Annotated in this window: 11 protein-coding genes; 5 read left to right on the top strand and 6 right to left on the bottom strand. The window is 38.8% G+C overall.

All coding sequences use genetic code 11. The features are described from left to right. Positions 1-22: 22 nt before the first annotated feature. On the bottom strand, positions 23-412 hold the full coding sequence (locus CH76_RS03195) for a DUF779 domain-containing protein (protein WP_036142833.1): 390 nt from the start codon (positions 410-412) through the stop codon (positions 23-25). Between the two features lie 20 nt (positions 413-432). Continuing rightward, the gene (locus CH76_RS03190; RefSeq protein WP_036142831.1) at positions 433-1,953 is read right to left on the bottom strand and encodes an aldehyde dehydrogenase family protein; all 1,521 of its coding nucleotides are present in this window, start codon (positions 1,951-1,953) and stop codon (positions 433-435) included. 534 nt (positions 1,954-2,487) lie between these two features. On the opposite strand from CH76_RS03190, the gene CH76_RS03185 reads away from it, so the two are divergent. Together CH76_RS03185 and CH76_RS03180 are read left to right on the top strand one after the other, a co-directional pair. Next, complete coding sequence (locus CH76_RS03185) at positions 2,488-3,831, top strand: cyclic 2,3-diphosphoglycerate synthase (protein ID WP_036142829.1); 1,344 nt, start codon at positions 2,488-2,490, stop codon at positions 3,829-3,831. Between the two features lie 149 nt (positions 3,832-3,980). Further along, positions 3,981-5,537 (top strand): BCCT family transporter, encoded by a 1,557-nt coding sequence (locus tag CH76_RS03180; protein ID WP_051910188.1) that lies wholly within the window; start codon positions 3,981-3,983, stop codon positions 5,535-5,537. 18 nt (positions 5,538-5,555) lie between these two features. On the opposite strand, the gene CH76_RS03175 is transcribed toward CH76_RS03180, so the two are convergent. After that, positions 5,556-6,509, bottom strand: coding sequence for a DMT family transporter (locus CH76_RS03175; protein ID WP_036142827.1), 954 nt, complete (start codon positions 6,507-6,509; stop codon positions 5,556-5,558). 115 nt (positions 6,510-6,624) lie between these two features. Here CH76_RS03175 and CH76_RS03170 point away from each other — a divergent pair, with 115 nt between their 5' ends. Together CH76_RS03170 and CH76_RS03165 are read left to right on the top strand one after the other, a co-directional pair. After that, positions 6,625-7,467 (top strand): LysR family transcriptional regulator, encoded by an 843-nt coding sequence (locus CH76_RS03170; protein ID WP_036142825.1) that lies wholly within the window; start codon positions 6,625-6,627, stop codon positions 7,465-7,467. Between the two features lie 171 nt (positions 7,468-7,638). Beyond that, the gene (locus CH76_RS03165) at positions 7,639-8,571 is read left to right on the top strand and encodes an LCP family protein (protein ID WP_051910187.1); all 933 of its coding nucleotides are present in this window, start codon (positions 7,639-7,641) and stop codon (positions 8,569-8,571) included. A gap of 31 nt (positions 8,572-8,602) precedes the next feature. Here CH76_RS03165 and CH76_RS03160 read toward each other — a convergent pair whose 3' ends face one another. The 3 genes from CH76_RS03160 to abc-f form a co-directional block, all read right to left on the bottom strand. After that, positions 8,603-9,745, bottom strand: a complete 1,143-nt coding sequence (locus tag CH76_RS03160) for a multidrug effflux MFS transporter (protein ID WP_036142823.1) — start codon at positions 9,743-9,745, stop codon at positions 8,603-8,605. Positions 9,746-9,921: 176 nt separating this feature from the next. Then, complete coding sequence (gene purU / locus CH76_RS03155) at positions 9,922-10,827, bottom strand: formyltetrahydrofolate deformylase (protein WP_036142821.1); 906 nt, start codon at positions 10,825-10,827, stop codon at positions 9,922-9,924. A gap of 138 nt (positions 10,828-10,965) precedes the next feature. Next, entirely contained in the window at positions 10,966-12,492 is a 1,527-nt protein-coding gene (abc-f, locus tag CH76_RS03150; protein ID WP_036142818.1) for a ribosomal protection-like ABC-F family protein, read from the bottom strand. A 391-nt stretch (positions 12,493-12,883) separates the two neighbouring features. On the opposite strand from abc-f, the gene CH76_RS03145 reads away from it, so the two are divergent. Then, positions 12,884-14,209, top strand: a complete 1,326-nt coding sequence (locus tag CH76_RS03145; RefSeq protein ID WP_036142815.1) for a sodium-dependent transporter — start codon at positions 12,884-12,886, stop codon at positions 14,207-14,209. Positions 14,210-14,222: the final 13 nt, after the last annotated feature.

Genomic DNA, 14,222 nt, shown 5'->3' with positions numbered 1-14,222 from the left:
ACAATGTCCCGCGAGCTTTTTATTATTTTACTTTTTCTTCTTCATCCAATAATTTTTTAACCTCAGCGTACTCCTCGTCAGTAAAGACGCGAGCTCGAATTAGAAAGCTTTTGCCTTCCAATGCTTCGATTGAAAAACCACTGCCAAAACTGTCTACAACATCTAAAATATGTTGTGTATGTTTTGAGTAGTTGTAAAGACTTTCATGCATATAAAACGGTACATCACCAGCGACATAGCCAAGTAATTTATCGACTTGACCTAAACGAAACTCATCAGCTAAAAAGCACATAGGCTTTGAGCCTTCACAGCAACCACCAGATTGGTGAAAAACAATGTCAGCTTGATGCTTATCCTTTAAAAAATGAATGAGCTCAACTGCCTTATCTGTTGCAACTACGCGTTCTACCATGCAATCAACCCCTTCCGATATTAGAAGAATCCTTGTGGCTTACGGTTGTAGCTTACAAGTAAGTTTTTCGTTTGTTGGTAGTGAGCTAACATCATTTGGTGGTTTTCACGGCCAATACCTGAAAGTTTATAACCGCCAAATGCAGCGCCAGCAGGGTATTGGTGGTATGTGTTTGTCCATACGCGACCAGCTTCGATAGCGCGACCTGCGCGGTAAGCTGTATCACCAGAACGAGACCATACGCCAGCACCTAAGCCGTACTCTGTATCGTTAGCAATTTCCATAGCTTCGTCGAAGTCTTTGAACGTAGTAAGTGATAATACTGGTCCGAAGATTTCTTCTTGGAAGATACGCATTTTGTTGTTACCTTTAAAGATAGTTGGTTCAACGTAGAAGCCGCCTTCAAGGTCGCCTTCAAGCTCGTTAATGTTACCACCAACTAAGCACTCAGCGCCTTCGTCTTTACCGATTTGTAGGTAAGAAGCGATTTTTTCTTTTTGTTCGTTAGAGTTTTGAGCACCCATCATTACTTCTGTATCAAGAGGGTTACCGATTTTGATTTGTTTAACACGCTCAATAGCACGTTCAACAAATTTGTCAGCGATTGACTCTTGAACAAGAGCACGTGAAGGACAAGTACAGATTTCGCCAGAGTTAAGCGCGAACATAACCATACCTTCAATTGCTTTATCTAAGAACTCATCGTCTTGGTCCATAACGTCTTCGAAGAATACGTTTGGTGATTTACCGCCAAGCTCTAAAGTTACTGGGATGATGTTTTCAGTAGCGTATTGCATAATTAAGCGACCAACTGCTGTAGAGCCAGTGAACGCGATTTTAGCGATACGTTTATTTGTAGCTAATGCTTTACCTACTTCAGCACCAAAACCGTTAACGATGTTAATAACACCTGCTGGTACTAAATCTTGAATTAACTCCATAACTACCATAATAGATACTGGTGTTTGTTCAGCTGGTTTTAACACTACACAGTTACCTGCAGCTAACGCTGGTGCTAATTTCCAAACTGCCATTAAAATAGGGAAGTTCCAAGGAATGATTTGACCAACAACGCCTAGTGGCTCTTGGAAGTGGTAAGCTACTGTATCATTATCAAGTTGCGTTAAGCTACCTTCTTGAGAACGAATAGCTGCTGCGAAGTAACGGAAGTGATCCGCTGCTAAAGGAATATCAGCGTTTAATGTTTCACGCACGGCTTTACCGTTATCCCAAGTTTCTGCAACTGCGATTTTTTCTAAGTTTTCTTCGATGCGGTCTGCAATTTTATTTAAAATGTTAGCGCGCTCAGCAGCAGATGTTTTACCCCAAGCTGCTTTTGCTTTATGTGCTGCATCAAGTGCTAGGTCAATATCTTCAGCAGAAGATTTAGCTGCCTTTGTAAATACTTTACCGTTTACTGGTGAAACGTTATCAAAATAAACACCTTTAACTGGTGCTACCCACTCGCCACCGATAAAGTTATCGTATTTCTCTTTAAAGTTAATTACTGCACCTTCAGTATTTGGATTTGCATAAATCATAATGCACTCGCTCCTTTAAATTTAAATTCGTATGCGCTTTGTAAGCGGCTACATGTTCATTGTGCCTCTTTTGTGACAAAATATCAATTATTTTGTCTCTTAAAATATAATAAAAATTTATTTTCATTGACCTAAATGTCTTGACAGTTGTAATGGATAGAAAACCTAGTAACAGTAAGGGTTTTAGTATGCTGAAATAAGAATTATGACCATCAATTATGTGTTATGGCACAGGTTAATAGTAGTGAAATCAGCTAGGTAGGTAGATGTGCTAATACACATGATATTGTAAAAAATGTTAAAACGAAATGTGTTGTAGCGCTAGTGCTAATGTCGACTTTTATATACGTATAAAGCAATATTATTTTATGGGAATAGTATAGTGAAAATGTTTATAGCTGAATAAATGAGATGTAAAAAATACTAAATATAGGTAGTAAATCTAATGATTTTCTTTTTTTGAAATGATAGTTGCATCTTTATTCATCGTGTTGTATGATTAAAACAACTTAAACAATCTAGGAGAGATACAAAATGACGAAAAAAAATGTAATTATTATCGGTGCAGCAGGCCGTGACTTCCATAACTTTAATACATACTACCGTGATAATGAGGATTATAATGTTGTAGCGTTTACAGCAGCGCAAATCCCTGATATTGATGGACGTAAATATCCAGCGGAGCTTGCAGGGAAGCTATATCCAGCAGGTATCCCAATTTATGCAGAAGAAAAGCTATTTGATTTAATTAAAGAGTTTGATGTAGATGATTGCGTATTCTCATATAGTGATGTGCATTATGTAAAATTAATGAATTTAGGCGCTATGGTTAACTCAGCAGGTGCTAACTTTGTATTATTAGGTGTAAAAGATACACAAATTACAAGTAATAAACCAGTAATTTCAGTTTGTGCAACACGTACAGGTACGGGTAAGAGCCAAACTTCACGTAAAGTAATCGAAACATTACTAGAGCATGACTTAAAAGTTGTAGCTATTCGTCACCCAATGCCATACGGTGATTTAGTGGCGCAACGTGTACAACGTTTTGCGACGGTAGAGGATTTAAAAACGCATGAATGTACGATTGAAGAGATGGAAGAGTACGAGCCACATGTTATTCGCGGTAACATTATTTATGCGGGTGTAGATTATCAAGCTATTTTAGATGCGGCAGAGCAAGATCCAGATGGCTGTGACGTTATTTTATGGGATGGCGGCAATAATGACTTCTCATTTTATAAGCCAGACTTAGCTATTACAGTACTTGACCCTCACCGTGCAGGCCATGAGCTTGAGTATTACCCAGGCGAAGTAAGCTTGCGTACAGCAGATGTATCAATTATTAATAAAATTGATAGTGCAAACGCTGAGGATATTGTAACAGTAGAAAATAACATTAAGCATGCCAACCCAACGAGCCAAATTTTAAAAGCAGAATCTACGATTACAGTAGATAATCCTGAATTAATTAAAGGTAAGCGCGTGTTAGTTGTTGAGGATGGTCCAACATTAACACATGGCGAAATGAAAATTGGTGCAGGTACAGTAGCTGCAGAGCGTTTAGGCGCAGCAGAAATTGTTGATCCACGTCCATTTGCAAAAGGTTCGCTTATTGACACATTTAAAAAATACACACATGTTGAGCAAGTATTGCCAGCTATGGGTTATGGTAAGCAACAACTAAAAGACCTTGAGGCAACAATTAATGCTACAGATTGTGATGCTGTTATTATTGGTACACCAATGGACTTAAATCGTGTCATTAACATTGATAAACCAACAACTCGTGTACATTATGATTTACACGAAGTGGGCGACTCAAACTTAGAAACGGTATTAACAAAATTCATTGCTGAACATAATTTAGCAAAATAATAAATAAGCAGCTCGTGCTCAATAGCGCGGGCTGTTTTTTTGAGAAAAAAAGTAGTCAAAATAGTTTAAGTAGATAAAATTCGGGAAAAGAAGCCAAATGTAGAAAAACCTTTGTTATCATAATAAAGTTAGAGAGAGAGGAGAGCGTTATGAGAAAACTAGGTGTCGTATTTTGGGGCTCAGTTAGTTTGACATTAGTAGCTGTGCTTCTTGGCGTGTTTGCTAGTGAATGGTTTGAGCAATTCACAGGCAGTGTACAAGGCTTTTTAACAGCGAAATTTGGTTGGTACTACTTACTTACTGTAGCTGTTATTGTAGCTTTTTGTTTATTTTTAGTGCTAAGTCCAGTTGGGGCAATTCGTTTAGGAAAGCCAACGGACCGACCAGCATATAGTACGAAATCATGGTTCGCCATGTTATTTAGTGCAGGTATGGGGATTGGATTAGTATTTTGGGGGGCGGCAGAGCCGTTATCACACTATGCCATTAATGCACCGAGTGCACCAGAGGGCTCGCAGCAGGCGTTGAAAGATTCGCTGCGTTATACCTTCTTCCACTGGGGAATTTCGGCATGGGCTGTGTATGGTGTAGTTGCACTCGCACTTGCTTATTTCCAATTTAGAAAGGGAGCGCCAGGTCTATTAAGTGCTACGTTACATCCATTAATCGGAGATCGTACAAAAGGATGGATGGGGCATACGGTTGATATTATCGCAGTGTTTGCGACTGTTGTAGGTGTTGCCACAACCCTAGGGTTAGGTGCAAAACAAATTAACGGGGGCTTAACATTTTTAACAGGTATTCCTAATAGCTTTTTAGTGCAGATGATTATTATTGTAATTGTTACGGTATTATTTATGATTTCTGCATCAACTGGGCTAGATAAAGGGATTCAATTATTGAGTAACACAAATTTATACGTAGCATTGGCTTTATTAGTATTAACATTAGTGCTAGGGCCAACTGTTCGAATTATGAATGGTTTTACAAGTGGTTTAGGAGAGTACTTCCAAAATATGATTGCGATGAGTACACGTACAGCACCAAGTAACCCTGAGGGGCGCGACTGGATTAATAGCTGGACAATTTTTTACTGGGCATGGTGGATGTCTTGGTCACCATTCGTTGGTATTTTCATTGCACGTATTTCAAAAGGGCGTACTATTCGCGAATTTTTAACAGGCGTTATTTTACTTCCTACTATTGTTAGTATTTTTTGGTTTGCAACGTTTGGTATGACAGCTATGGATGTATTTGATACAAAGGCACCTGGCTTAATTAATTTGCCAACAGAGCAAGTGTTGTTTGGTGTGTTTGAGCATTTACCAATGGGCTCGTTACTATCAATTGTAGCTATGGTTGTAGTGGCCATCTTCTTTATTACATCTGCTGACTCAGCAACTTTTGTATTAGGGATGCAAACAACAAATGGTTCTTTAAATCCTGATTTCCGTATTAAATTAATTTGGGGCGTATTGCAAGCAGCTATTGCGAGTAGCTTATTATTCTCAGGTGGCTTAGCAGCTTTACAAAATGCGGCAATTATTGTAGCCTTCCCGTTCTCCATGATTATTTTACTAATGATTGTAGCCCTCTATAAATCATTGATGGAAGAACGACTGGAGCTTGGCTTACACATTCGACCAAAATCACAAGTACAAGAGATTATACAAAAAGAGTTAAGTAATAAAAATAAAAAGAAATAAGTAAAAAGGTGTGCACCGTTAAGTAGCGGGCACACCTTTTTTTACGCGAACTTTAAGCTGCTGTTCATGGCGTTGATACAAGTTATTACCAACCAGTGCTGTAATCACAAGCAACGTACCCATTACATCGAAAGTTGTAATTTGATAGCCTTGCACTAGCATAATAGCAAGTGTAGTAAGGGGAACAAAGTTAATAAATAAAATTCCGTTGAGTGACGTTAAAATTTTAATGCCGTAATTCCAAGCAAGCAACGCCACAAGCCCTGGCAGAATAATCATAAATAACATATCGAATTTAATAATTTGTAACGTAGTAAGCGTTGGGACTTGGATGCTACCTTGTACAGTGAGCCCCGCAGTAATTAACGCTGTAATAGCAGTCCCTGCAGCGCAAGTAAGTGTAGAGTAGCGTAGTGTTGACCAACCTTTAAACGCTTGACCACCCATTGTATAAATGACCCAACCCGTTACACCAATAAAAATAAATAAAATAGGAAGTGCGTTGCTACTAAGTGTACCGAAGAAAGCAAAGTCACCCTTTGTAATAACAAGTACAGCGCCTATAAAAGCAATCGTCATACTAATAAGCATATAGTTTTTAGGGCGAGCGCGGTATACCAACCAAATGAGTAACATAGTAATCACTGGCATAATCGTCTCCATAATAGAGGCAACCATCACACCAGCTTGACCCATCATAGATTGCCCAAGAAAGATTAAAATATTATAGACTGTAAATGCCATCGTACCAAAAAATAGCAATGGTAAAGCTTTTCCTTCTAAGTGAAAGGCCTTTAGCCCTTCCTTCCAAGCTAGTAGCATAATAAGCAATAAGGTTACAGTACCATAGCGGATAGTCGAAAAATAAAATGGATCAATAAATTGTAGTGCATGGTCAGCAACAGGGAACATTGCACCCCAAGACATTGCGGCAACGAGACATGCAAGCGCTCCAGCCAAAAGTTTTTTCATTGTACAGCCTCCTGTATGTTTATGTATGACTTAGTATAGGCAATACAATGTATCTCGTAAAATGATTGAAAGAGATACTAAGCATCAGTTATATTGATAGCTAGGAGTTGATAGTATGGATTTACGTAGCTTAACGATTTTTCAGACTGTGGCCCGCTTAGGTAGTGTGAGTGCTGCGGCGCGTGAGCTAAATTATGTGCAGTCCAATGTGACAATGCATATTAAGCAATTGGAAGAAAAGTTTGAAACCCCATTATTTTATCGTCACCAACGAGGCATGGCATTAAACACAGAAGGGCGCAAGATGTTAGAGTATGTAAATGTGATTTTACGTGACGTCGCAGAGTTAAAGCACTTATTTTTAGACAGTGACACACCTTCAGGTACATTGAAATTAGGTACAGTAGAAATCGTAAGTAAGTTACCAACAATATTGGCAGGTTATTACGAAAAATACCCGAACGTAGATGTATCTTTACAGGCTGATGTTACAGAGGCTTTGATTAAAAAGGTAGTAGAGCACGAGTTAGATGGCGCATTTGTATCAGGACCTGTAAAACACGCATTGTTAGCTCAGCAGTTAATTGCAGAGGAGGAGTTGGTGCTTGTATCATCATCGCCAAGTTTTGATATTGCTAGTGTTGCTAAAATGCCGATACTTGTCTCTAATGAAGGGTGTGGGTACCGTGCGCGTTTGGCGCTGTGGTTAAAGGAAGAAGGTATTGAGCCTAAGCGCATTATGGAGTTTAATATTATCGAAACAATTTTACAAAGTGTGGCATTAGGGTTAGGAATTACAGTAGTGCCTAAGGAAACCGTTACACGGATGATGGAACAAGATAAAGTATACTGTCATGAGCTACCACAACAATACGCTTCTAACACGACGGTTTTTATTTATCGAAAAGATGCTTTTATCACAAATACCTTAGCAAGCTTTTTGCAATATATGGACTGATACATCGTTTTTATTTAGGTTTAAGCGAGCTAATTCAAGGAAAAGGATAGTAACGATTGACGATTACAAAAAATAAGCGTAAATTAATGAAGGCATATAGATGCAACTTTATGTATGGTAGTTACGTCTAATGTAGCGTTATATAATTTTAGAGTGACGAGAGGTCAGATAATGAAAAAAGCCATTTTAGCTATAATTGCGCTATTGTTAATCGGTGCAATTGCAGGAGTAATGTATTTCAAGCATACTTATAGTAAGGCATTTGAGGATCAAAAAGAGCATATTGATCCGCTTGATGAAAATGACATTGCATTTGACGGAACAAAGCCGTTAGAGGGTGTTATTAATGTGTTGATGATTGGTAGCGATGCACGTGATGATCATGAGCTATCAGATACATTAATGATTGGGCAATACAATAGTAAACAAAAAACATTGAAAATCGCTTCAATTATGCGTGATACGTATATTAATGTACCAGAGTACGGCTATTATAAAATGAATGCAGCGTATGCGCTTGGTGGACCAGATTTAGTCCGCAAAACAGTTGAAGAAAATTTCGATGTGCCAATTAACTATTATGCTATTGTTGATTTTAAAGCATTTCCACAAGTTGTTGATTTATTAGCACCTAATGGTATTGATGTCGATATTCCATACGAAATGTCACATGGTATTGGTATGGTGCTTGAGCCAGGGAAGCAGACGCTTCATGGCAATGAGGTGCTTGGATATGTACGCTTCCGCCATGACGCAATGAGTGATTTTGGTCGCGTAGCACGTCAGCAAGAAGTAATTTCTAAAATTAAGGATCAGGCGGTAAGTGTTAACACTGTAGCGAGCCTACCTAAAATTTTAGGTACATTAGATGCGTATGTCGCAACTAATGTTGATATGAAAACGATGCTTGGTATGGGTACGGGTCTTGCGCTTAATAATTTTGGTGATGTCGAAACCTTACGTATCCCGCTAGATGATACGTATACAGATGGTTATTATGAAGCGGCAGGTCAAGTATTAGAAATTGATTTAGAAGCTAACAAAAAAGCGTTACAGGATTTTTTGAGCCCTACACCAAAAACTACAAAAAATAGCGAAAAATAAAGAGAAGCTGCGGCATGCAGCTTCTCTTTTACTATTTTTGTAGCTTTAAGCTAATTAGTAACATCGCTACACTCGTACCTATAATATAAAACGGTAAAGCGTATAACGTACCATCATGCAAGATGCTCATACTAAAAGTAAGTGCGCTAACAAGTGCATAGTAGCCCAAACTAAGTATGGCACTAGCAGAACCTACAACATCAGGGAAATCCACGAGTGCAAGGCTCAGACAACTAGGTAGTGCTAATGCTGTACCAAATAATACAATAAACATAGATGCAGTGAAGCCGATGATTTCTGAGGTGAGCAGTGCACTACAAGCGCCAAGCAATGTAATACTACTACCAAGTAAAATTAAGCGGTTAGGCATCATATGCTTTACTAAGCGTTTAGCACAAAGCGCCCCTGTTAATGAAGCAAGTGCTACTACCATACCTAAAAAACCATAGCGAGCACTACTTAAAGCAAATAACTCAGTATAAATAAAAGGCGCTTCTGCATAGTAACTAAATAATATGCCGTTAATCGCACCAATCATAAAACCGTAGCACCATACATTAGGGTTGCGTAACATACGCATAACGATAGGTCGCAGTGGAGTAAAGCTAGGTTCGGAAGTTTCTGGTAATTTGATAAATGTGTAGCCAAATAAGCTAGCACCAACCACAATAAGTACGATAAACACCATGTGTAGACCAGCGTATTGTACTGTAAAGCCGCCAATGAGTGGACCGATGGCAGGTGTAAAAGCAAGCGCTGCCGAAATCATAGCAAATGCTTGATGACGTGCTGTACCATGTAAGCTTTCGCGTAAAATAGTTTGTGTAATGACAGAGCCAACACTAATACCAAAAGCTTGAATGAAGCGTGCAGTAAGTAATGCAAGTAGGTTAGGGGCAAATAAACAGCCAATAGAGCCTAAGACATAAAGAGCCAATCCATAGAGCATAGCAGTACGGCGACCGATTTTATCAGATAGCCTACCAAAAAAGAACACACCAAGTGCAAAGGCTAAAAAATATATGCTAATGGTAAGCTGTGCGCTTGCCATAGTTGTTGTAAAGTGTGCAGCAATTGCAGGTAAAGCAGGGCTAAAAATAGTTTCGCTAATCTGTGGCAATGCAATTAAAGCAATAAGTAACCACAGGCTAGGTTGTCCGATGTTTTTCTTCAAATGAAAATCCTCCTAATTACTTAGTGGGTGAAAGAAAAACATCGACACTTGGGAAATGGTGGCTTCACGAGCTTAATTTTTTCTAGAGCGCTCACCTGAATTCCCCCTTTCGCATGTAAGATTAGTTTATTGTAACAAAAGAAAAAAGCGCCCGCTAGTTTGGGGCGCTTTATATATTAATGAAAGACGACAGTTTTATTGCCTTGTACAATAATACGGTCTTCTAAATGCCATTTAACAGCACGTGCCAAAACACGACGCTCAATTTGGCGACCAATTTTTTTCAGGGATACTACGTCTTCACGGTGGTCAACGCGCTCAATATCTTGTTCAATGATTGGACCTTCGTCTAAGTCGTTTGTAACATAATGTGATGTAGCGCCAATTAATTTTACCCCACGCTCAAAGGCACGTTCATAAGGACGTGCACCAATGAAGGCTGGTAAAAAGGAGTGGTGGATATTAATGATACGATCTTCGAAATGATCAATGAAATTAGGTGTTAAAATTTGCATGTAACGTGCAAGTACTAATAAATCAATATTATACGCATGCATTAAGCGGATTTGCTCTGCCTCGACTTGTGCACGGATATCTTTATTTGCTGGAATGTAATGGAATGGGATGCCTAATGCTTCTACCATATCGCGTGCATCCTCATGGTTACTAATGACAACAGCTACATCCATTGGTAGCTCGCCATTTTGCCATTCCCATAATAATTCATTTAAGCAGTACAACTCTTTTGATACATAGATGGCTGCGCGCTTTAGCTCGTTGCCGTAAGCGAAGCGGTACTCCATTGAGTAGGCTGCAGCGATTTTTTTAAATTCTTCTTCCATAAAACGTGCTTTTAATGGTAGGTCTTCAGCGAAATACTCGATGCGGATATAAAACATGCCGCCCTCAGGATTGCTTGAGTATTGGTTAGATTCTGTAATATTAGCATTGTGATTGTGTAAGAAGCTCGAAAGCTCTGAAACAATCCCTGGCTGGTCCTGGCATTTAATAAGTAAGCGACCATGGTTTTTTAATTGTTCTTTGCGTGTTGATAAATAAGACTGTACGCTCAGTGTAGACATTATAAAACAACTCCTAAAAAATATTCATTTATTTATTATGCAATAACTGTTGCTATTACGCAATTGTTATTGCTGTTTTATTTTTATTTGCGAATAAATTGTGACAGCTATCATTTTAATGTCTATTGTAGGCGGAAATTATTTAAGCGCATTAATACGTGTAGTTAAATTAGTAAACTGTTCATCTAGCTTATGGTATTCGTCACTTGAAGGTTTAGCAAAACTTAGTTTACCTAGTACGGCCTGACGCTCAGTTTCGAGTGCTAGTATATCATCAGTAGGTGCTGTTTTAGGTAAATGAATCGTGCCCTGCTCAATAGTGACTTGACGTGTTGCGATTTTTTCACTGAAATAGCGGTCGTGGGATACAAAAATAATCGTGCCCTCGTAGTTTGCTAAAGTTGCTTCGAGTTGTTCACATGATGGCAAATCAAGGTGATTAGTAGGCTCATCTAGTAATAGTACGTCGCGCTCCTCAAAAATAAAAGCAGCAATTTTTACTTTAATACGTTCACCCATACTCAAATCACCAATCATTGTGTGCCAGTGGTTTGTAGTAAAGCCAAGGAGAGCAAGTTGTGTACGGATAAGCCCTTCTTGTTCGCTGTTGTCATAATTAAAATAGTGTGCGAGCGTCAAGTCCAAAGGTAAATCATAAACAGATTGTGACAAGTACCCAATAGACGCCGCTTCAGATACAAAAATACCAGGTGCGTGTTGATAAATTGCGCGGAGTAACGTTGATTTACCTGCACCATTTGCTCCTTTAATGTGTAATTTTTCGCCGCGTGTCACAACTAAATGGCAGTGTTGTAAACAGTCTAAGGAAAAGTCTTCTAGCGCAACAATGCGTTTACCAATTGGCTTAGCAGTATTGAGTGCGAAGTGAATTGGTGTGTCCTTTTTAACAGCTTCAACGCGATTAACTGCTAAGTAGCGCTCTAGCTTTTTACGTTTAGATTTCACTTGTTTATCCGCGCGTTTAGCGATAGCACGGTAGTATTCCTTTGCCCCCATTGCTTTTGGATGGTGCTTAGCAGTGGATTCTTTATGCATGTTAGCTGACCAATCATCAAGTTCACTAAGTTGTTGTTCCACGCGTGCAATTTGTTTTTGCTGTGTAGCATAGTGCTGTGCTTGAAGCGCACGCTGGTTTTCGCGCCACGCCGTATAATGACTATAATCGCCATCGACCGTTGTAATTGTGCTGTGATCAATGGCCCAAATCGTGTCCACAACGCTATCTAAAAAGTAACGGTCATGGGACACAATAATAAAAGTTTGTTTGCTCGCCTTAATTTGTGCGATTAATTGCGCGACACTCGCGCTATCTAAATGATTGGTAGGCTCATCAAGTAGCAATAAAGATTGCTGAGAGGCAAAGGCTTGAGCAAGGCGCATCTTTACTCGTTCGCCACCGCTTAAAGTGTCATAGCTACGTTTAGGTAGCTGCCAATTGCTAAGCGCTGCGCTAACATTAGTAGTGAAGTCGACAGCGAGTTTTTCGCTATCTTGTGCTACAAGAGTACTTGCAACTTGCTCATGAATTAGGTGCAACAGTGTGGATTTACCCGCGCCATTACGCCCTGTAATGCCAATGATGGCACCTGTTTCGATTGTTAAAGTGGCTGATGAAAATAATTGATTTTTTACAGTAATCTGCATAAACTCGTGCTCCTTTGATGTTTAGGAAAACAAAAAATCCTCCTAAACAGTAGTTTAGAAGGATTAGTCATGCCTAAAAAGCACACATATATAATGTGCGAATGGAAAATGAACAGACTAATCCTATGGTAGTGAAAGCGGAAAAATATTCGTTTCCGATTAAAAGCCATAGATTAGTTAATCATTGTCCACCCGACACCCCGTTTCTTGTAAAAGTTAGGGCAATTATAACGAAGCGTAAAATTTTTGTCAAACAAGCAGATATTTCATTTTTAGTGTCAAAATTCAGACAATTAACGGTAAATTCGCTTAAATCCTGCATTTAGGGTTGTTTTCTCGTGTAAACAAAGCGATAATGTACAAATATGTTTTTAAGAAGGAGTAGAGGATTTTGTCATCTAGAGATCAATTTTCCACCAAGATAGGCTTTATGTTAGCTGCGGCAGGTAGTGCAGTTGGTTTAGGCGCTATTTGGAAGTTCCCGTATATGGCGGGCAGTAACGGCGGTAGCGTATTTATTTTGCTATTTATTTTATGTATTTTCTTAATTAGTTTACCTGTACTTATTGCAGAGTTTATGATTGGTCGCCGTGGTCAAGCAGATGCGGTAACATCTTTTAAAGCGCAAGCACCGGGTAAGCCGTGGTATTTAGTTGGCTACCTAGGTATGGTAATTTCAGCGCTAATCTTATCATTTTACAGTGTAGTAGGTGGTTGGATTTTAAGCTATTTAGTACGTGCAGCAATGTTTGCAGTCAAACCAGCAGAGGGTGCAACGTATGCAGAGCTTTTTACAAAAGTTATTGAGAACCCAATCGAGGTTGTCGTTGCGCAAGGTGCGTTCATTTTACTGACAATTCTCATTGTTCAGGCAGGTATTAAGAGTGGTATCGAAAAGGCAAGTAAAATTATGATGCCATTATTATTTGTTTTCTTCCTTGTGCTAGTTGTACGTTCACTAACGCTTGATGGTGCAATGGAGGGCGTACGCTTTATGTTTGTACCTGACTGGTCATTATTTACGGGTGAAACATTACTACTTGCATTAGGTCAGGCCTTCTTTACATTAAGTGTAGGTATTTCGATTATGATTACGTATGCTTCCTATTTAGGTAAAACAGAAAATATTGGTGGTACAGGTATTAATGTAGCATTAATGAATATTTTTATTTCGATTTTAGCGGGACTGGTAATTTTCCCAGCCGTATTTGCATTAGGCTTTAAGCCAGACCAAGGGCCAGGGTTAGTCTTTGTAATCTTACCAGCGGTGTTTGAGCAGGTTCCATTTGGCGGCGTATTTTTATTAATCTTCTTTATTTTATTATTATTTGCGACAATTACATCTTCAATTTCTTTATTAGAAATGGTTGTGTCTGTAGCAGTGGGTGAAAATCGTAAAAAACGTGTGCGTACTTCTTGGTTAGTAGGTACATTAATCTTTGTAATCGGTATCCCAAGCGCATTATCATTTGGTGTACTATCAAATATTTCAATCTTTGGACGTTCAATTTTTGATGCGGTGGATTTTCTGACAAATAATATTGGTATGCCGCTAGGTGCATTGTTTATTTCGATCTTTGCTGGTTATTATTACAGCACAAAAATATCGAAGGAAGAACTTAATACATCGCCAATAATGTATTATGTATGGCTAACGCTGATTCGCTTTGTATCACCAGTTGCTATTATTATTATTTTCTATACAGGTATTAAGTAGTCACTTTTGTGGC

Origin of the sequence: Lysinibacillus sp. BF-4 (genome assembly GCF_000743635.1) — a bacterium.
GTDB lineage: Bacteria > Bacillota > Bacilli > Bacillales_A > Planococcaceae > Metalysinibacillus > Metalysinibacillus saudimassiliensis.
Note: the sequence above shows the minus strand (reverse complement) of the source record. Positions and strands in the feature narration are given on the sequence as shown.